The organism is Gimesia alba, assembly GCF_007744675.1.
Taxonomy (GTDB): domain Bacteria; phylum Planctomycetota; class Planctomycetia; order Planctomycetales; family Planctomycetaceae; genus Gimesia; species Gimesia alba.
Genome location: NZ_CP036269.1, coordinates 5684325 through 5704033, shown reverse-complemented (window position 1 = coordinate 5704033; position 19709 = coordinate 5684325). Strand labels below are relative to the sequence as shown.

Genomic DNA, 19709 nt, shown 5'->3' with positions numbered 1-19709 from the left:
CAGTTATGCATTTATAGCAGTCGAGCGGAAACTTCCAAGAGGTCAATTGCCGGTTGTTGGTTACAGAAAATGGTTGCCAGTCGCCCGTAGGTGATTTCGCCGGGCTGGATATCCATAACACTGGCCAGTCCCGGGCCGGCGGTGATTCGTAATACCGCACCTAAATCGACGTGACGCAAGACATTATGATTGATGAGCACCCGTCCGAGTGGGATTTCGCCCGCGAGGATTTCGTCCTTGACGGCTTGAGTCACATAGTCAAAATTAAATCGTACGATCCCGAACTGGACGACTTCTTTGGTGCCGGTTTTGGAGAGCAGGATTTTTCTGCTGTAAACATTTTCATCGAGACGCTGGTCCAGCACGGTCACATCCACGGGCGATTGATGGTACTTTTCCATGGTGACCGTCATATGGTGGTTGTGAGCCAGCAGCGTTTTATAGGGATCAGGCAGAGAGGCGGAAGAAACATGTTCGGCCCGTTCGAACAATCGTTGTTCGCTCGGGAATAATTTGACAAGTGCATCGAGTTCGTCTTGTGGGTTCACTTGAAAATGACTTCTTTTATCAGGGGAGAATCGGGGTGAGTTTCAATTGATAACAACGGTTCAAATTTTAGGTGTATCTTACCATGCGATGTTCTGGTTCGAAATATTCTGTCAGCAGGCTGTCGGCCTGAAGCATGCCTTTACGTGTGAGCTGGACTTTTGAATCATCATAGGTGAGGTAACCCGCCTTTTGCTGATTTTCGAGTGCTTCGGAAAATTCTTCGATGATATTGACGCCGAACTTGTCCTGAAACGGCTGAGTCAAGACGCGGCCTTCTTTGAGTTGCAGGATAAATTCCCGGATGAGTCGCTGGTGTTCGGAAGGTTCGAGTGCCCGGTTGATGGGGAGATCGCCTTTCTCGACGGTTTCGAGATAGTCTTCCAGGCGATCCAGGTTTTGATAGTGGACGCCTTGCATGTGTCCAAAAGAGGAAACGCCGGTCGCGATGATGTCGTTGCCGCGGAAGAGATTGTCGCGATAGATGAAGCGGTCTGTTTCCGGGTTTTTGACGAGTTCGTTTCCACTGGCGAGGTGATAGCCTTTCGATTGCAGTTTCTCGATGGCTTCATTCATCCAGCGGCGTTTGGTGGTCCAGTCGGCAATGGGTGAGGTGATGCCCATTTCTTTCATTTCTTTGGAGATGATCGTGTTATGCGGGAGTTCCATCTGGTAGATGGTGATATTGTCGGGGGCGAGCTCGGCTGCTTTTTCGACCGCTTGGGTCCAGTTGTCATCGGTTTCTCCCATCATGCCGGCAATCAGGTCGATGTTGACCTGGGGGAAGCCGACGTCTTGAATCCATTCGTAGGCCCGGAAGACTTCGGGAGTCAGATGGGCGCGGCCGTTGGCTTCGAGCAGTTTATCGTTAAAACTTTCCACGCCGAGCGAGATGCGGGTGATGCCGATCTCTTTGAGTGTTTTGACTTTCTCCTCGTTGAGCGTGCCGGGCTCGCATTCGAAGGTGACTTCTTTGGCCGTTTCCCAGGAAAGCAGGCTGGAGAGCCGATCGCGAACGGAGAGCAGTTGTTTTGAGCTGAGATAAGAGGGTGTTCCGCCGCCGAAGTAAGTGAAGTCGAGCGTGCGATCTTTGATGGCTTCGACCTGGCTGAGCATTTCAAATTCTTTTTGCAGCGCCTGGACGTAGCGTTCGATGGTTTTGGCGTTCTGTTTTTCATAGACGCGGAAATAACAGAATTTGCAGCGTTTGCGGCAGAAGGGAATATGAATGTAAAGGCCCATCGGGATGCTGGCGTCGGGGCTCTGATGCAGGACTTCGTGGATTCGGGTAACGTATTCCTGCTTCCACTGTGAGAAAGGAGGATAGTTCGAAATGAAATAACTGCCGATTTCCGTTGTGCCTGTTGCTTCCAGATCCATAGTTCTCTCAACGTGTTCGTGTTTTGTCGTTTCAGTAAGCGACTGAATGTTTATCGTATCGATTCGGGGGCTACTTCTTATTGTCACTTCTTTCCGAAACAATACAAGGCACCATTTCGGGATTCTGTGCCAATGATCAGATGTCCTGATCCAATTGCCGGCGATGCGGTGATATCTTTTCCTAAATTCTTTTTCCAGAGTGTTTTACCAGTTTTCAAATCGAACTCGTAAAGGTTGCCGTCCGAAGAGCCGACAAACACGCGATTCCCGATGATCACGGGCGAGCTGTCAACCCGACCGCGGGTCCCAAATTTCCAGACCCCTTTACCGGATTTCCGTTCGACGCAATGAATCTGTTTATCCCGACCGCCGGCGACGACATATTCGTCTGTGACAGCGGCGGAGGAGTGGTAAGGGAATTCCTTTTTGGGATCTTTATACCGCCATTCCACTTTTTGTTTTTTCCAGTTCACCGAGATAATTTCACTGGCGTAGGTTCCCACATACAGGTTATCGCCCATGACTGCTGGTGAGGCAATCAAATAGGTTTCCAGAGGCATCTGGCTGTGTTGTTTGCCGGTGTTGATATCGATGACGCGAAGCTGTTCATCACAGCCGGTGACGAACGTGAAATTATCCACAATCGCAGGAGAGCAATTCACATAGCCGTCGGTCATGAACTTCCAGACCAGAGCACCGTCGGCTTCATTGAGACAGTAGAGGTTATTATCGTAGCCGCCAAACAGCAGCTTTCCGTTGACGACATTGGCGCTGCTGATGATTTCGGCGTCGGTTTGAAAGGTCCAGAGTTTTTTCCCCGTCTTGCGGTCGATGGCGTGGAAGATGCCATCTTCATCGCCGAGGTAGACGCCTTTTTCAGTCACCAGTGGCGACGATTTGAAGCCGGGAGCGAATTCTTTGGGATCGGGATTCTCGATCGAACGGTACTTCCAGACCGATCTGCCGGTTTTTAAATCGAGGCATTCGACATAGCCGTTTAAGCCTGCCATATAAACGCGGTCGCCGACAATTGCAGCAGTAGATGCGATTCCGTCCGACGAGGGATATTCCCAGAGGAGTTCGAGTTCATCGGGTAGCGTCGATTTTGCGACACCTTGTTGCAGATTGCCGTTTCGGAAAGAAGGCCAGTTCTGTTTGGTGCTTTGAGGACTGGAAAGAGTGGGCGTCGATTGTTCGTCCGGTTTTTCAGCGGCGGAGAGGGCATTCAAAAAACAGACACCTGCCAGCAGAACTGAAAACAAAGACAGGTAACTTTGAGTAAATTCTCTATGTTTTAATACGCGCATTCGTACAATTCCCTTAAAGAGGATTGATCAACGGGACGAGGGTTAAAGTTGCCCGTCCATTGCCGAGAAGCTTCTTCTGCCAGTTGCTCGACCAGACTGAGATCGACTTCGCATTGGGAAAGTGATGTGGGGGCACCCGCCATTGCGATTAATGATTGAATGTGTTCGGCGAGTAAGCCTGCGCCGGCAGGGTCTTTCGGTTCACACAAACCAATATCAGATGCCAGAAGGGAATAATGATCACCGACCAGTTCCGCGTTAAAGCGAATGACATGCGGCAGCATGATGCCAACGGCAACGCCGTGCGTGAGGTTGAAATGCGCCGACAGCGGGTTGGCCAGGGCGTGGGTGGCACCGAGCATCGAGTTTTCGATGGCGGCACCAGCGAAGTGTGCGCCCAGTTGCATATTTCCACGCGCGATCAGATCGTCGGGAGTATCCAGAACTTTGGGAAAGCTGTTTGCCAGCAGTGTCCAGGCCCGGCGGCTGAAGAGTTGCGAAATTTCGTTGCGCGGTTTAGTGACGAAGGTTTCAAGGGCATGACTCAAGGCGTCGATGCCTGTGACTTGAGTGACCGAGCGGGGCATCGTCAGTGTGAGTTCGGGATCGAGGATGGCGATGCGGCAAGCGGCTTTTTTATCGCCACAGGCCATCTTCATATGAGTCTCCGGATGCGCGATGACGGCGAAGGATTGTGCTTCGCTACCAGTGCCTGCAGTCGTTGGGACGGCGATCAGCGGGAGCATGGGTTTGGTTGCTTTGCCGACGCCCCAGTAGTCTTCCATTTTTCCGCCATTGGTGAGCAGGAAATTGATTCCCTTGGCACAGTCCATACTGCTACCGCCACCGAGGCCGACGATAAGATCGATGGGATGGTTGCGTGCGACTTGCAGTCCCCGGTCGACATCTTCGGTCGTCGGGTTGGCGTGGACGTCATCAAAGATCGTGATCTGGATGCCTGCGTTTTCCAGAGCCGTGACAGCTCGGGCTTCATGACCGGCGGCCGCGAGACCTTTGTCGGTGACTAAGAAAACATGCTTTGCTCCCAGTTCCGCGGCAAGTTCTCCCAAGCGGTCTAAGGTGCCTGCTCCGAAAACGATTCGTGTGCGGGGCGCGTAATCAAAGGCAGAAAGTGAAGTTTGTTCTTCCTGATCGGTATTCGCTTTGGTTGAAGATTTCGAATCCATGACAACGATTATTTTCCTTGCGATGTCTATCATGTTCATCAGGCTGAGCGATGATCAACGCTGATAGGTTTTATTCTTAACCCGTGTTCCAGCTTATAAAAGCGGATCGAAGTCGTTTGTTTTTTCTGGCGAGATTTTTAGGTAGGTTTTTGCTGGTGCGCGCATTATCAAACGCCGGTTCTCCATTCCCATTCTGTCTCCATTTAACACCTGAGAAGCACAGTCAGCGTCGTTCGAAATCAACGAAGCGTGTCTTTACTCTTTAATTCTGATCGAAACGGACGGGAATTTCCAGTAGTCTGCACTGATTTTATGAGATGTTGGGCGGTCTTAAGAGTCGTTGAAATCTTAATTTAGGGAAATCTTACTCTAAATACAGCCTGTTATTGTGGATATAAACTTCGACAGCACGGGGGGTCATATACCGGACACTTTTATTTTCGCGAACCCGTTTTCTGATATCAGTCGAGGAAATGTCGATTCCGGGTATCGTGACCCAGAGGATTTTGGCGATTACGTCGTCGCCGAATTTTTGAGTGAGCTCGGTTAGATCTGGTAGACTAATGTTGGGGCGATTGACGCCAATCAGTTTGGCGAGTTCCAAAATCGCCTCGGGTTCACGCCAGGTATGCAGATCGCGTACGGAGTCTGCCCCGACGATTAGAAAGAATTCGTCATCAGGGTGGGTTTCTTTCAATTGACGCAGTGTTTCCACTGTATAGCTGGGGCCTTCGCGGTGCAGTTCGAGATCTTTGATCACAAACGCAGGGTTCCCTGCGATGGCGAAATCGAGCATTTCCCGTCTTTGCTTTCCGGAAGAGATGCCGGTGCTCTCCTTGTGAGGCGGACTTCCTGCTGGGATTAACCAGACTTCGTCCAGGTTTGCTTGCTCGCGGCTTTGTTCAGCGAGCAGGAGATGCGCATAGTGCACAGGGTCAAACGTACCGCCAAAAATTCCAATACGCATCAGTAAATCATTTCTATCAAAGTCCCTGCGGATTCTTCTATCAAGAAAATCGATCAGGGTGGCATGAATCTTTTTTATCGAATTCTCGATAGTCGAGTTTGATTGTTGAGTTCATCACTCCAAAGAGTTACAAAGCGAGATAACCATTTTCCCTAGTATATCCTGCAGACGATATGAGTAAACCGAAGCAACAGAGCCTATTTGAAGAAGAGGAACTTCCGGAAAACCCCATGCCCTGGGAACGGGAGTCCGCGCAGGATCTCTATCTGGCACAAATCGTGTTGAATCGGCCCGTGGACCGAGTATTTCATTATCTGGTTCCTGAAAGTATGCGTGCGCTGCTTCGCGCAGGACACCGGGTGCAGGTTCCCTTTGGTCGCGGAAATCAGTTGATCCCGGGGTATTGCGTGGGAGTTGGGCCTGCCGATGAAAATCAGCCGAGCATTCGATTAAAAACGGTCGAAACGATTCTGGACAGTCGCCCTTTGTTCGATGCCAAAATGCTAAAGCTGACGCGCTGGATTGCAGATCGTTACTTATGCAGTTGGGGGCAGGTTCTGGAATGTGTTGTTCCTGCTGGAGTGAAGAATCAGGCAGGCACCCGGATGGTGACGGTGTTTGAACTGGCTGCGCCTTCGCATCTGGCCGGAGATGAAAGTGCCGCGTTGATTGAAAAACTTCCCGCAAAACAGAGGGCCGTGTTTGATGCGTTAAAATTGGCCGAAAAACCGCTGACGTTAGAAGCGCTGACACAGGCGGCGAATTGTGGTTCGGGGCCGGTTCAATCACTCAAAAAGAAATCACTGATTCGCAGTCATCAAAAACGGATGCAGCATTTTGAGAATGATGATGATGTCGTCCATGCTCACATTAAAAAACAGGATGATTTGCAACTCAATCCAGATCAGTGTCGGGCACTGGATCAGATTCTGGCGGCGATTCGTGGACAGCGGAGCGAAACGTTCGTGTTGCATGGCGTGACAGGGAGTGGGAAAACCGAGGTTTATATTCAGGCGATTCGCGAAGTCGTCAGTTATGGACAACAGGCGATTGTGCTGGTGCCGGAAATCAGTTTGACGCCTCAGGCGATTCAGCGGTTTCGATCCCGCTTTGATTCCGTAGCGGTTTTGCACAGTCATTTGAGTGACAGCGATCGGCATTATCACTGGCAGAATATTGCCGCCGGTAAGGTCCAGGTGATTGTCGGGGCGCGGAGTGCCGTGTTTGCACCGGCGCCGCATCTGGGATTGATCATTATTGATGAAGAGCATGAAACGTCATTCAAACAGGAGACGGCCCCCCGCTATCATGCGCGGGAAGTCGCTCGCCAAAGATCAGAACTGGAGAGCGTGCCTTTGATTCTGGGCTCGGCAACGCCGACGCTAAATTCCTGGCTGCGGGTGATCGAGAAAAAAGATACCCTGATTTCGATGGCGAAGCGAGTGAATGATCTGCCGATGCCGAACGTGAATATTATTGATGTTCGCAATGACGTGCAGATTCGACGAAACGATTCGATCGGACGAGTCCTGTTTACAGGCATGCAGCATGCACTGGGGGCAGGCGGGCAGGTGATTCTGTTTTTGAATCTCCGTGGTTATTCGCCTGCACTGTGGTGTAAGGGATGCGGGAACTCCGTCAAGTGTCCGCATTGTGAAATTTCTTTGACCTGGCATCGAGATAAAAATCTGGCGGTCTGTCATAGCTGTGATTTTTCAGCCAAGCCTCCAACCCACTGTCCCGGCTGTGGTGCACCGGGACTGCGGTTTGTCGGAACGGGGACCCAACGGCTGGAAGAAGAGGTCAAGGCCAAGTTCCCTGGGTATAAATGCCAGCGAATGGACAGCGATACCATGCGGGGCGCCGGCAGCCACGCGCGTGTGTTGAATGCGTTCGCCTCGGGGGAAGTGGATATTCTGCTGGGAACGCAGATGATTGCGAAAGGGTTGGACTTTCCGAATGTCACGCTGGTGGGTGTGGTCGATGCCGACACAATGCTGCATCAACCCGATTTATTTGCCTCAGAACGAACGTTTCAGTTAATCGCTCAGGTTGCAGGCCGCACAGGCCGGGGAATGCAGGGAGGCCGTGTGTTTGTGCAGACAGCTTCTCCCTCCGAACCGGCAATTCTCAAGGCGGCGGAGCATGATTTTCTGGGCTTTGCCAAATATGAAATGGGACATCGCAAAGAGATGCTGGCACCTCCCTATGCACATTATGCCCGGGTGATTCTCCGGGGACCCCAGGAAGAGCATGTGCAGGAGTTTGCCCGACAACTCTCTCAAATTCTGAGTGACGCGGCGGAAGAGAAGAAATTGAGTGTGCAAATTCTGGGGCCGGCCCCGGCTCCGATTATTCGGCTCAAGAAGTATTTCCGGTATCACTTTCAGTTGGCGGCTGTCAATGTAGAGGAGATCCTGCAACTCTGGCGCGAAGTGGACGGCAAGCTACCTCGTGAAAAAGGGATCGAATATATCATCGACGTCGATCCGGTTAACATGCGATAACCTCTCGACCGCTACGAGTTCGCGATTCGCGGTAGGGGATCCTCGTTTCGCGATTGCAATCGGTGAAAAGACAGGTTTGAATAGTATGATTGCCTGTCCTGATTGTTTCACGTTATTAGCAGAGTGCGTCGGTATGAGCTTACTTTATCCCCTGAGAGGAAATTTCCCCATGATCGCCGCCGAGAATTTACCGCGTTTTCGATCATGGTTTCTATTCCCCTTCATCGTGATTCTGCTGATGCTGCCTATCGCTCATTTGCAGGCACAAGAACCGTCAGACTCTGGTTCAGGCATCGCCAAACGAGTTCCGTGGACGACGTCGAAGATCAAGGGGACGCCTGATCCTGCTCTACCCTATGAAACCGAGCGGGCGTTTCCGAATCTCAAATTCAATCAGCCGCTGGCGATTGCCACTGCTCCGGGACAAAAACGTTTTTTTGTTGCCGAGCGAAAAGGGAAGATCTTTTCTTTTCCGTACGAAGATCAAAGCGTCTCGCAGACAGATCTGTTCTTCGATCTCAAAGAGCGGGTCAAGGATCTGAACGAGATTTATGGCATCACGTTTCATCCCCAGTTTGAGAAGCAACCGTTTGTTTATATCTGTTATGTCTTAAAGCCCGGTTTACCTGCCGGCACACGGGTTTCCCGATTTAAAGTTATGGATACGAATCCGCCCCGCTGTGATCCTGATTCAGAAGAGATTCTGATTGAATGGTTGTCCGGCGGTCATAATGGTGGTTGCCTGCGATTTGGTCCTGATGGTTATCTCTATATTTCAACCGGCGACGGAGGGCCGGCTTCGCCTCCTGATATTCATAATGCCGGTCAGGATGTGAGCAATCTTTTATCCTGTGTTTTGCGGATTGACGTCGACCATCCCGGTAAAGAGTTGCCTTATTCGATTCCTTCGGACAATCCGTTTGTGAATCAACCGGGTGCGCGGCCTGAGATCTGGGCGTTTGGTTTTCGCAATCCCTGGAAAATGTGCTTTCATCCTGAGAATGGCGATTTGTGGGTCGGCGATGTGGGCTGGGAATTGTGGGAGCTGGTATTTCGCGTCGAGAAGGGCGGGAATTATGGCTGGAGTATTCGTGAAGGGCGACAGCCGGTGAAACCAGAGTTGAAGCCGGGACCGACGCCGATTCTCCCGCCGACGATCGAGCATTCGCATCGAGAAGCTCGCTCGATTACCGGGGGCTACTTTTATCAGAATCCCCGTTTGAAAGAATTGAAAGACACCTACATTTACGGCGATTATTCAACGGGCAAACTCTGGGGATTACGCTATGCCGACAAACGGGTCAACTGGCATCAGGAACTGGCGAACTCGACACTCAAGGTGACCGCGTTTGCTTTGGATGATACAGGAGAGGTTTATATTGTTGATATCGAAGGGGGCGCTTTTCATCGTCTCGTACCGATTAAAGAATCGGATCACAATCCGAAATTTCCGACTTTGTTGAGTCAGACTGGACTGTTCGAGTCAACTAAGACGCATCAGGTTGCGCCCGGTGTGATTCCGTATTCTATCAACGCACCCGCCTGGGCGGATTATGCAACCGCGGAACGGTTTGTTGCTTTGCCCGGTGATTCGAGTGTTGAAGTTGTGAAAAAGCAGGAATGGAAATTTCCCAAAGACAGTGTCCTGATGAAAACAATTTCGCTGGAGACGGAACGCGGAAATCCTCAATCAACGCGCCGGCTCGAAACACAACTGTTGCATTTCAACGGTGCCCGCTGGTTGGGCTACTCTTATCGCTGGAATGAAGAGCAGACCGACGCCGAACTGGTTTCCAGGGAAGGCGACAATCTCAAGTTGGAAATCAGCTCTCAGGTCAATCCGCAGGAGAAAGTCAGTTCTGATTGGCATATTCCCAGTCGAGCGGAGTGTGCTGTTTGTCATACGCCTTTTCAAAATCATCTTTCTGTGCTGTCCTTTGAAGCAGCACAACTCAATCGTAATCAGAAGTATGGCGACATGGTTGATAATCAAATTCGTGCTCTGGCGCATATTAAAGTCCTGCCCGAGTCTGTCTGGAACGAAGCCAAAGCATCAAAAACGCTTACTCTGGCCAATCCTCACAATGCGTCCGTCGATGTGAAACTACGGGCTCGATCTTATCTGCACGCTAACTGCCGACACTGTCATCGGAATAATGGTGGTGGGGGTTCGACGATCGAACTAGGTGCCTCATTCGATCGGGCCGGAATGAAAGCGGTCGGTGTGAAGCCGACGCAGGGCACGTTTGGCATTACAGAGGCCCGGATTATTTCACCCGGTGATCCGTTTCGTTCGGTGTTGCTCTATCGGATAAGCAAACTTGGTAAAGGGCGGATGCCTTATTCCGGTTCGTCTATGGTCGATGTCAAGGCGACACAGCTGATTCGGGAATGGATAGAACGCATGCAGACGAGTTCGGATGATAGTAGTTTTACCGTTCTGCGATTGCGGAACTATCAGAGAAATCTGTTAGCTGATTCCGTTCAGATTGAAGATCAGGAATTTGTCAGCCAAAAAATTCAGGGGATTCTGGGAACGACCAGTGGAGCGTTGCTGTTACTGGATGCCCTTGATCAAAGGCCGATGTCTGAGCAGATGAAAGATCAGATTATTCAATTGGGGACACAAGATCAGAGTCCGCTCGTCAGTGATTTATTTGAACGGTTTATACCGGAGGACCAACGAGTCAAACGCCTGGGGCTAAAGATTGACGAGGGAACGCTATTATCGATTCAGGGAGATGCGCGCGAAGGGAAAAAACTGTTTTTTGAGATGGCAGGACTGCAGTGTCGTAATTGTCATCGCGTGCATCAGTATGGAAAAGAACTGGGGCCTGATCTGACTCAGATCGGGAAAAAACTTTCACGCGCTGAACTGCTGGAAAACATCATTCAACCATCAAAGAAAATTGATGAGAAATACTACACTCATGTCATAGAGACTCAGTCCGGTAAGGTGTATACCGGCCTGCTGGTCAAGAAAGAGGACGGCGGCATTACAATAAGAGACAGTAAAAATGAATTACTGCAGATTCCCCAGAATGAGATTGAAAGTATGGTGGTGCAGAAAAAATCGATTATGCCGGAACAGTTATTCCGCGATCTGACTGCAGAACAGGCAGCCCATCTGCTGGCCTATCTTGAATCATTGAAATAACCTGAATAGAGGTTTCTCTTTCCTGGTTGCTGTGAGAATTCAAACAGATAAATCGGTCTGGTTTTTGATACTCAAATCCTTATAATTCAATCATATTGTAGTCAAGTACTCTCCTGAATCTGCCGCGCTCGGTTCCTGGAATATTAACTCTTCCCTCCAGTTCAATCCGTACATAAAAATCGCTATTTATTTGAGTTTAAAACATGACAATCCAATTTAATTGTCCCTATTGCACTTCAACACTGAAAGTACCCGACTCCACAGCCGGTAAACAAGGCGACTGTCCAAGGTGTGGAACCAAGCTGCTTATTCCGAATCCGATTCAAGCGGAATTGCAGACGGCACCTTCTACTGAGAGTGTTGAGCCGTCATCTGAATCACAACCTGTAACGCCCCCCGATGCGGGAGCGGAAAATGGTGATCAAGGTCCTGCATCGCCTCCGGTCTCAGCAGAACCAAGACCGATGACCAGCATGACTTCGCAATATCTGCGTAAACGTCGGAAGTCGAGTGCGGGTGGGGTCATTTTATTCCTGTTGTTCTTTGGGCTGATGTTGGGAGTGGCCGGATACTTTTATTGGGCTTATGGTCCGAATCTTGAAGGGAATCTGGTAGCCGCCCGTTTCAATTCTGAGAGTGCCAAGTTGGAGCAGCAATTGAAGTCAGGCTCATCAGGCATCTCCAAGGAAGTGGTTCAAGCTGTCAATCAAAGTTTGAAAGAAACTCCGCGGCGCGTGCAAAGCGATCTGATGGATATGTTGTTTTACGGAACAGAACAGGGTGGTCTGAAGATTCGGCTGAAAGCGGGCAGTGATACTGAACTGGTTCGCGTTGATCTGACGGGCGATCCTGCGTTAATGGATTACATCAGCCAGAACGGTGTGCAGTTAGATCAACCCCGAATCAGTGAGCTTGAAACTTATCTCAAACAGTTTTACACAGAATGGTATCAGTTCCTTGAATCCGGTGGAGTCATGCCTGATCTCCTGACCTACAGGAACAGGGTGGGGCTGAATTCCCTGATGGGAGGCTTGGGGTATCATGTGGAAGCTCGCGTAAACAATAAAATTTATCCCTGCGTGCACGATGATTTTCAGGGAGGACTTTATTTCCTTGTTCCCCGAGGAACCATACAGTTTGAAATGCTGGGACGAAAAATGGAGAACGGTTGGACTCCTTTTAAGGGGAAGTACCAGGTGCAAGTGACTCAGGAATATCCCAGCAAACCGTGATGATTTCGATTTAAAGAAAATCAATCACAACGGAATCAGCGAGCAGGCAGCCGGCTTGTGTCAGACGAAGATGCGTCGCGGTTTCTTCGAGTAAACCGGCTTGAACATGTTTTTGAATGGCCGCGTGCGAGAGAGCATCGAGATCAAATCCATAACGTGACGCGAATTCAGTGATATTGATTCCCACGCGGCGTCGTAACCCGAAGATAATTGCTTCTCGGGCTCGGTCTTCGGGTGAAAGTTGTTCCTGATCTGAGATGGGTGATTCTCCCGCTGCGATCCGTTTCAGCCAGGTCACAACGCTACGGTGGTTCTGTCTTCGAATTCCATTCAGATAACTGGCTGCACCGGGGCCAAAGCCATAGTAAGGATATCCGGTCCAATAGACTTCATTGTGTCGGCATTCATAGCCGGGACGGGCGAAGTTGGAAATTTCATAATGCTTCAAACCTTCCGCATCCAGAAAGTCCAGCGCGAATTCATACATGACTCCCGCGAGTTCCTCCTCAGGGAGTTCAAACAGGCCTGCTTGCTCACGGCTCCAGAACGTGGTTCCCTTTTCGATGGTTAATCCGTAGGTTGAAATGTGAGGTATCTTCAGCCGGACGGCGTTGGCAAGAGAAGTCTGCCAGTCTTTGAGACTTTGACCGGGGACTGCAAAGATGAGGTCCAGGCTTGTATTTTCAATCCGGGACTGTAGTGATTCGACAATCTCGAAGATCTGTTCTGGCTGATGGTCACGTTCCAGAAACGTGAGAATATCGGAATCAAATGACTGTACGCCGAGACTGACGCGGTTCACTCCGCTCTGTTTCAGAAAATCAATTTTTTCTTCGGTGAGATTCAGCGGGTTGGCTTCGATACTGAATTCATAGTCTGTCGCCAGTTGAAAGCGGGAAAAGAGGGCGTCAAACAGTCTTTGCAGTTGATCAATGCTGAGGTGTGTTGGCGTGCCGCCACCCAGGAACAGGGTTTGTAATTCGATCCCTTCGCCCACTTCTGCCAGCTGTTGTTCCATTGCCGCCAGATATTCTTCGATGAGGTGATCTTTTTGTGCGACGAGCGTGAAGTCACAATATCCGCAGCGATGCTGACAGAACGGGACATGAATATACGCAGAGCTGGGTGATTCCTGGTTTAACACAAGCGTGGGTCCGCTGGCTGTGTCGATGTCTCTTTGATTGATTAAGAGAGGACTTCACTGAAGGGCGCATCACTGAAACTCAATGCAGCCAGAACATGAGCCAGAGTCAAAATCGCATCACAGGTGGGAACCGTCTCCCGAAACCAATGATATCCTGATTGACCTCCAGCGTAAACGGCCTGTTTTGTCTGCATTTGAAAATAGGCATCCGCCAGCGAGCCCTTGTGCGGGTGGACATTCCAGCCAGAGGGGAGGTCGGGCAATTGTGTGAAGCTTTCTTCCTCTAAGATAAATGCTTTATTGGTGTGTTCCACGGCGAGCGCGTTCATCAGAAATTTTGATATCAGATGTTGTGGCAGAAGCACGCCTGATTCATCAAAAAAGGCACAGCGTCGGCTATCGTCATCAATGAGCATTCCCAAATCAAACTCGCCTGTTTGCAGAAACTCCTGTATTTTGAGGACATCGGAATCCTGAGTGCTCAGCAGGTCTCGTTTTTGATGGGGGATCTCAACCCAGGTGAGCTGACAGGGGAGTTTTTCAAAGAGCGCGTTGAGTGTTTCTCTGACAAGTCTCAAAGAACAGGCAACGGCAATTTTCAGCGGTCGTAAGGCATGGAAGTGTTTATTGAATTGTGCCCGATAGGATTCCATGGGATGAAACGTTCTTTGCGAGCCGGGTTGCCGAGACGCTCGACCGAATCCTCTGGTCGAGATCTCCTGAATCTTTTCCAGTCCGTGGCCGACAGAAACCGGCTGTGATTGTTCGAGCAGAAATTCGAGTCCCGTATAAGAGGGGCCGCATTGCGATCCAGTGACCATGATGGCCCCTTGGGCCTGCAAGTGAGTGGTTGCGTAGGACAAGATGGCTGGTACTGTCAGCCCCAGATCAATCACCCGACAGCCGTTTCTACGCAACGCGCTGGCGACGCCTGTGATGATATCCGGCGAAGAAGGGCGTTCGTCAAAGCCGATGACGACACAAGGGCCCCGACTTTTTTCCGGACCAGTGTGTTCAAACGAGTGAGACGCTGTGTTCAGTGAAGACACAGTTTTTTCTTGAGGGGCTATGCCTTTAAGAGGAAGCTGTTCCCAGAGCAGATTGGAAAAGGCACCCGCGATATGGGCCGCCTGAGTCCGATTGATTTCGTTTAGATAAACGCCACGAATGCCTTCTGCGGTAAACAGGTTCTGTGGCGCGACTCTTTGTTGCTGAGTCTGCTGCAGTCGTTTGATCGTCTGCGGTGACAGATTGCCCGTTTCCGTATTATGGGGACATGTACGGCACTTCGGATAGAAGGCTGCCAATCGGGAGAGATGAATGGCGTTCGAAATCGGATAATCTTCACCCGGACACTGGAAAAAGACTTCCGCTGTCTGCAATAACACGGGCAGTAGCGGTTTAGGTGGAATCGCTGCCTGAGGTAGAATCGGCGTCTCGGTTTCCGGTATGTTTCCGGCATGAGATTCGGATTTCAGTGAAATGGTTTTCAGCTCCCGATGGATTTGTTTGTTCTATTTGCAGGATCAGCGGGCAGCATCACTCGAAATCAACTGCAAAATTGAGTGTAATATCTAATAAGCATCACCCCGAGGTGACTTCGGTTAAGAGCACTGTTTCGCGGCTCAATTTACGTTATCCTGATGATTTTGGTCAATAAGAGTTCTCAATGAGTCTGCATGTCACCGAATTTCTGCTGAATCCTGCCAAGGACGAGTTTGGTCCGATTGTGGTGCTGCACGGTGATGATCGCTACATGAAACAGGAGGCGATCAAGGCCATCGAACCAATTGTGCTGGGGGACGAAGAAGACACCAGTATGACGCGTTTCGATGGCAAACGGCTCGAAAGAGAGCTTCCCCCGTCCACTCTGTTTGATGAGCTGAAAACCGTTTCCATGTGGGGAGATAAGCGCCTGGTCATTGTCGACGAAGCGGAAAAATTTGTGTCCGCATTTCGGGGCAAACTGGAAAAATATCTGGAAGCACCGTCAAAAAGCTCGCTGCTGATTCTGGATGTTAAATCGTGGAGTAAAGCGACTCGATTGGCGAAGCTGGTTGCAAAAATCGGTCTGGATCTCGAGTGTAAAGAGCTCAAGGGGGGGCAGTTAGCGAAATGGATTTCCGATACTGCTGGTCAACTGCATCAAAAGCAGATCTCACGCGACGCTGCACTACTACTGGTCGAAATGGTGGGAACCCATTGTGGACAAATACATCAAGAATTGGAAAAGTTAACGACGTTCGTGGGAGATCAACCACGCATTTCGCCGGATGATATTCGCGCCGTCGTTGGGGGATGGAAGGCAGAGACTACCTGGGCGATGACGGGTGCGGTACGTGATGGCAATATTGGAGACGCACTCAAGTATCTGGATCATCTCCTGGTAGCCGGCGAAGCACCGCAGAAAATACTGGGGGGATTGACTTTTGTCTGGCGAAAATATTTCAAAGCCACACAGCTGGCAGTGCAGGGAACCCCTTTAAAACAGGCGTTAAAAGACGCCGGGGTCTTTCCGCGTGATGTCGATTCTTCCGATCGCTATCTCCGGCGTCTGAGTCGTCAACGAGCGGAAAAAATCAGTCATTGGTTGCTCGAAACCGATCTGAATCTGAAAGGAAACAGTCGTTTGGCACCTCGATTGGAATTAGAGCGTTTGCTGTTTTTGCTCAGCGGAAAATCATGAGTTCCTTGTAAAGTTTTTGAAACAAAAAACTTAAAGCGTGGACGGATCTTCATAAACATCCTTTCAAAATTCTTTAATTCTGCCTGGAATGAATCTTGCCTTGAATATCGTGCGGGGGTATAAATCAGCGTTAATAAGGTTTTTACGAAACTCATTGGCACTGTTTGAACCTTGCAGTGATTGACTAAGTTTCGTGCTTCTAATGGGATCTCAGACGCACATTGAGGTGAAGCATGTCGTCGTCGGAACTCTTAGATCCAAGTAATGTCGCCAGCATCTATGAGGAAGCGCCTCTGGAAGCTGACCGTCATAAGTGGATCGAAAGTCAGAAGAATGGCTCTGATCTGGGCAATCATGCAATCTCTGACTGGTACGCAAATCATTGGTACTACTTCTGCATTGGCAAAAAGATCGAGCACCTGCTGGGAGATCGATGCTGGCAGGAGTTCAGCGATACTCGTTTTGGTTTTTTAAAGTCGCTGAATCTTGAGAATGATCTGTTAGCAGACCGGATTCTCGATCGAATCTTCTGGTTGCGTATGGAGAATCTGGATATCATTATCTGGGCCAGAGAGTGGAATTTGCCACTTGAGCGTGTGATTGATATTCTTGAATTGATTGATATCAACTCGGCACGCCTTGATCCAGTAATGACCTGATTCAATTTGTGAATAATGGATGATTCCGCACCACCTTCGCTTTCGCAGGAAGAACAATCCCAGGTGGCTGCCGCTGATCATACGCGCGGATTATTTTCAGGACTCCGAGTTGTCAGTCTGCTGACGTTGTTGAGCCGTGTACTGGGGATGGTCCGGGATATCGGTATGGCGACGCTGTTTGGCAACGGGCCGATCATGGATTCCTTTTCTGTCGCATTCAAGCTGCCGAATCTGATGCGACGTCTTTTGGGAGAAGGAGCACTCTCGACTGCGTTCCTCCCAACTTATATTCGGGAACTGGAACAAAAGGGACGAGAATCTTCGTGGAGACTGGTGACGGCAGTCCTGTTCTGGTTGATGGTCTTTTCCGTTCTGGTTGTCACAGCCGGCGAAACACTGCTGATTATGTTGAGCAGTCTGGCAGAGCCCGGTTCGGAAGCGCGGCTCTTGTATTGGTTATCGGGACTCCTGCTGCCTTACCTGATCCTGATTTGTCTGGCAGCCCAGGTGAATGCCACCTTGCACGCACTGAATCATTTTTCGATTCCCGCATTGATGCCTACCATTTTGAATCTGTTCTGGATGATGGGGATCTGGCTGATTGCCCCATTCTTTCCGGATCCACAGACTAAAATCACGATGATCTGTCTTTCACTTCTGGCAGGTGGTGTTTTGCAACTGACGTTGCCTTTGTTGAAATTATTTCGTCTGGGTTTTCGTCCTCACATGGAGTGGTCGAACGGATTAAGTCAGGTGAAAATCATTGCCGCCAGTATGGCTCCGATTGTTGTTGGTTTGTCGATCACGCAATTCAATACCTTGATCGATAGCCTGTTGGCCTGGGGGTTGGCGAAGCCGGAAGGGGTTTATGCGATTGGAGCAGAAGCAGGTCATCCTTTCTGGCAGGTTTTTGAATCAGGGACGGCTTCGGCGCTGTATTTTGGCCAGAGGATGTACCAGTTTCCGTTGGGCGTGTTTGGCGTGGCATTGGGAACGGTGCTTTATCCTCGCCTTTCCCGTCATGCAGAACGAAAAGAGGAGCATTTATTACGCCAGGATTTACTGTTGGGGCTGCGACTGGTTCTAGGCGTTGGTTTGCCTGCCAGTATGGGGCTATTCTTAATGGCAGAGCCGCTGTCATCACTCTTGTTTCAGTACGGCGATTTTGACGTGTTTGACGCCTTGCAGACTGCGGAAATGATCCGCTTTTACGGCATTGGAGTCTTCGCGATCATGGCAGTTTTGATTTTGAATCGTGGATTTTATGCCGTGGGTGATACCCGAACACCGGTCAGGATTGGAGTTCTGATAGTGGTTTGTAATCTTCTGTTGAATCTGGTTTTCATCTGGTGGTTGAAGGGAAAGGGACTCGCGTTAGCGACTTCGCTGGCAGCGATGATTCAATCGGTACTCAGTCTCTGGCTGATCAGGGAAAAAGTAGGATCACTGGATCTTTCAAAGATTCTGCGCACATGTCTGAAGGCCAGCCTGGCGACGTTTGTGATGTCAGCCGTGATCATTGTGGAATTGCAGATGACTTCGTCCTCGGATCAATTTCTTTCTCGCCTGATACGTGTCTTTATTCCCGTGGTTTCTGCAGTCGTCGTTTATCTGCTGCTGGCCCGGTTGTTAGGGATGAGTGAAATCATGACACTGTTACGTTTGAGTAAAAAAACGGTCGACGGTCAGCAGGAAGCATAAAAAAAGCCCTCCGGAAAAATCCAGAGGGCTTAATTCTGTTACATGTGTCCGCTTGATGGCTTCGCTGGGTTAGAATTCACCAATGACTTCGCCGCCACTACGGGTGCTCAAAGCACGGTAAGTACCCAAGTCGATATTTTCACTCAGCGAGCGAACTGCACCATCCATGAGCAGTGCGTGCACGATTCCAATGTGATAACTGCGGGCAGTCACAGCGGCGTAAGTCGGAGTAGTGCAGCTTTTTGCTTCTCGGCAGGATGTATAGTCTCCCGCATCGAGGGCACCAGAGGCACCGGGAACGGCGACTTTGGAATTAGGGGGAAGCGTAGATGTAAAACCGGTTTGATGCACGCGTCCATCAACCCATTCAGTGTGACCGCTGTTGCCTTTATTTGATCCGCCGCTGCTAATTAATGACTCAACGCCACTTGCCAGACCGGGGATTGAAGAAGTCCCTGTATCGCCATCCCGATTATAGGCAGTAAATGCTTTGACTTCGGCAAAGCACAGAGTATTACTCATGCCGTCGATAAAATCGCGTGGCTTGGTTTTGCTGTTAGGGTAAAATGCCCCATTACCACCGCTCAGGCTGGAGTTCGTAAAGACGCGCCAAGTCCCTCCGTTGTATCCATAGCTGATCGGATAATGTTCCGGAGCACCTGCAGATGTGGTTCGAATTCGGTCATTCACTTCACTGGGGCACATAAAGAAGGGGGTGCGTGTGTAAGCGATCGAGAGGTCAGTTTGATTATCATAGGTTTTGGTGAAATCAATATTGTTATAGAGGTTGGCTCCATCAGCAAAGGGCAGGATGCGAGCGTGGATGGACCACTGACCTCCGGAAGTATATCCACCGGTTCCATCAGGGCCGACACAAAAGGCCGGAGGGAATGCCGAGTGGGCACTCAGGTAGTTGTGTAATGCTAAGCCGATCTGCTTCAAGTTGTTTTTGCATTGACTGCGACGCGCTGCTTCCCGCGCCTGTTGTACGGCAGGCAAAAGTAGAGCGATCAGAATCGCGATAATGGCGATGACCACCAGCAGCTCGATCAGAGTAAAACCACGTTTGCGTTTGCCGGGTTTCCGGCTGAGTTGACAATGTTGCCCCATTTCTTTTCTTTCTTCTAAAAAAGATCGTGGCAACGTGCTCCTCAACATAGGGTTTTGCAACGTGCAAACAAACACGGTTGGTGTCTGAGTGGATAAGCCGTCTTGCCGATAAATCATAAAATTGTA

Annotated in this window: 14 protein-coding genes; 6 read left to right on the top strand and 8 right to left on the bottom strand. The window is 50.0% G+C overall.

Annotated elements, in window-relative coordinates; translation table 11 throughout:
* Window positions 1-11: 11 nt before the first annotated feature.
* From Pan241w_RS21210 to nadD, 5 genes are all read right to left on the bottom strand, one after another.
* Entirely contained in the window at window positions 12-548 is a 537-nt protein-coding gene (locus Pan241w_RS21210) for a hypothetical protein (RefSeq protein ID WP_145219691.1), read from the bottom strand.
* Between the two features lie 67 nt (window positions 549-615).
* Entirely contained in the window at window positions 616-1926 is a 1311-nt protein-coding gene (locus Pan241w_RS21205) for a coproporphyrinogen-III oxidase family protein (RefSeq protein ID WP_145219689.1), read from the bottom strand.
* An 83-nt stretch (window positions 1927-2009) separates the two neighbouring features.
* Window positions 2010-3233: an outer membrane protein assembly factor BamB family protein gene (locus Pan241w_RS21200; protein WP_145219688.1), complete on the bottom strand. Its 1224-nt coding sequence runs from the start codon at window positions 3231-3233 to the stop codon at window positions 2010-2012.
* Complete coding sequence (locus Pan241w_RS21195) at window positions 3221-4420, bottom strand: iron-containing alcohol dehydrogenase (RefSeq protein WP_232107224.1); 1200 nt, start codon at window positions 4418-4420, stop codon at window positions 3221-3223. The genes Pan241w_RS21200 and Pan241w_RS21195 overlap by 13 nt, the downstream gene beginning before the upstream one ends.
* A gap of 364 nt (window positions 4421-4784) precedes the next feature.
* The gene (gene nadD, locus Pan241w_RS21190) at window positions 4785-5387 is read right to left on the bottom strand and encodes a nicotinate-nucleotide adenylyltransferase (protein ID WP_145219686.1); all 603 of its coding nucleotides are present in this window, start codon (window positions 5385-5387) and stop codon (window positions 4785-4787) included.
* Between the two features lie 173 nt (window positions 5388-5560).
* Between nadD and priA the strand changes: the two genes are divergently transcribed.
* From priA to Pan241w_RS21175, 3 genes are all read left to right on the top strand, one after another.
* Window positions 5561-7894 carry a replication restart helicase PriA gene (gene priA, locus Pan241w_RS21185; RefSeq protein ID WP_145219684.1) on the top strand — a complete coding sequence of 778 codons (2334 nt, stop codon included), beginning with the start codon at window positions 5561-5563 and terminating at the stop codon, window positions 7892-7894.
* 169 nt (window positions 7895-8063) lie between these two features.
* Window positions 8064-11051: a PQQ-dependent sugar dehydrogenase gene (locus tag Pan241w_RS21180; RefSeq protein ID WP_198000061.1), complete on the top strand. Its 2988-nt coding sequence runs from the start codon at window positions 8064-8066 to the stop codon at window positions 11049-11051.
* Window positions 11052-11254: 203 nt separating this feature from the next.
* Window positions 11255-12283 (top strand): hypothetical protein, encoded by a 1029-nt coding sequence (locus Pan241w_RS21175; protein ID WP_145219680.1) that lies wholly within the window; start codon window positions 11255-11257, stop codon window positions 12281-12283.
* A 10-nt stretch (window positions 12284-12293) separates the two neighbouring features.
* Here the strand turns inward: Pan241w_RS21175 and hemW are convergent, their stop codons facing one another.
* Both hemW and Pan241w_RS21165 read right to left on the bottom strand, forming a co-directional pair.
* Entirely contained in the window at window positions 12294-13427 is a 1134-nt protein-coding gene (gene hemW, locus Pan241w_RS21170; protein WP_232107223.1) for a radical SAM family heme chaperone HemW, read from the bottom strand.
* A 41-nt stretch (window positions 13428-13468) separates the two neighbouring features.
* Window positions 13469-14815 carry a phosphohexomutase domain-containing protein gene (locus tag Pan241w_RS21165; RefSeq protein WP_198000060.1) on the bottom strand — a complete coding sequence of 449 codons (1347 nt, stop codon included), beginning with the start codon at window positions 14813-14815 and terminating at the stop codon, window positions 13469-13471.
* A 281-nt stretch (window positions 14816-15096) separates the two neighbouring features.
* Between Pan241w_RS21165 and holA the strand changes: the two genes are divergently transcribed.
* From holA to murJ, 3 genes are all read left to right on the top strand, one after another.
* A complete protein-coding gene (gene holA, locus Pan241w_RS21160; protein WP_145219674.1) occupies window positions 15097-16113 on the top strand; it encodes a DNA polymerase III subunit delta in 1017 nt (338 codons plus the stop codon).
* A 233-nt stretch (window positions 16114-16346) separates the two neighbouring features.
* Complete coding sequence (locus Pan241w_RS21155; RefSeq protein ID WP_145219672.1) at window positions 16347-16772, top strand: hypothetical protein; 426 nt, start codon at window positions 16347-16349, stop codon at window positions 16770-16772.
* 15 nt (window positions 16773-16787) lie between these two features.
* Window positions 16788-18473, top strand: a complete 1686-nt coding sequence (murJ, locus tag Pan241w_RS21150; protein WP_145219670.1) for a murein biosynthesis integral membrane protein MurJ — start codon at window positions 16788-16790, stop codon at window positions 18471-18473.
* Window positions 18474-18542: 69 nt separating this feature from the next.
* On the opposite strand, the gene Pan241w_RS21145 is transcribed toward murJ, so the two are convergent.
* Complete coding sequence (locus Pan241w_RS21145; protein ID WP_145219668.1) at window positions 18543-19583, bottom strand: DUF1559 domain-containing protein; 1041 nt, start codon at window positions 19581-19583, stop codon at window positions 18543-18545.
* Between the last annotated feature and the right edge of the window lie 126 nt (window positions 19584-19709).

Excerpts from the sequence above, each read along its gene's own strand:
- Pan241w_RS21145 (WP_145219668.1), bottom strand. The coding sequence starts at position 19,583 with ATGGGGCAACATTGTCAACTCAGCCGGAAACCCGGCAAACGCAAACGT.
- murJ (WP_145219670.1), top strand. The coding sequence starts at position 16,788 with ATGGATGATTCCGCACCACCTTCGCTTTCGCAGGAAGAACAATCCCAG.
- Pan241w_RS21175 (WP_145219680.1), top strand. The coding sequence starts at position 11,255 with ATGACAATCCAATTTAATTGTCCCTATTGCACTTCAACACTGAAAGTA.
- Pan241w_RS21180 (WP_198000061.1), top strand. The coding sequence starts at position 8,064 with ATGATCGCCGCCGAGAATTTACCGCGTTTTCGATCATGGTTTCTATTC.
- Pan241w_RS21200 (WP_145219688.1), bottom strand. The coding sequence starts at position 3,233 with ATGCGCGTATTAAAACATAGAGAATTTACTCAAAGTTACCTGTCTTTG.
- holA (WP_145219674.1), top strand. The coding sequence starts at position 15,097 with ATGAGTCTGCATGTCACCGAATTTCTGCTGAATCCTGCCAAGGACGAG.
- Pan241w_RS21155 (WP_145219672.1), top strand. The coding sequence starts at position 16,347 with ATGTCGTCGTCGGAACTCTTAGATCCAAGTAATGTCGCCAGCATCTAT.
- Pan241w_RS21195 (WP_232107224.1), bottom strand. The coding sequence starts at position 4,420 with ATGGATTCGAAATCTTCAACCAAAGCGAATACCGATCAGGAAGAACAA.
- priA (WP_145219684.1), top strand. The coding sequence starts at position 5,561 with ATGAGTAAACCGAAGCAACAGAGCCTATTTGAAGAAGAGGAACTTCCG.
- Pan241w_RS21205 (WP_145219689.1), bottom strand. The coding sequence starts at position 1,926 with ATGGATCTGGAAGCAACAGGCACAACGGAAATCGGCAGTTATTTCATT.
- nadD (WP_145219686.1), bottom strand. The coding sequence starts at position 5,387 with ATGCGTATTGGAATTTTTGGCGGTACGTTTGACCCTGTGCACTATGCG.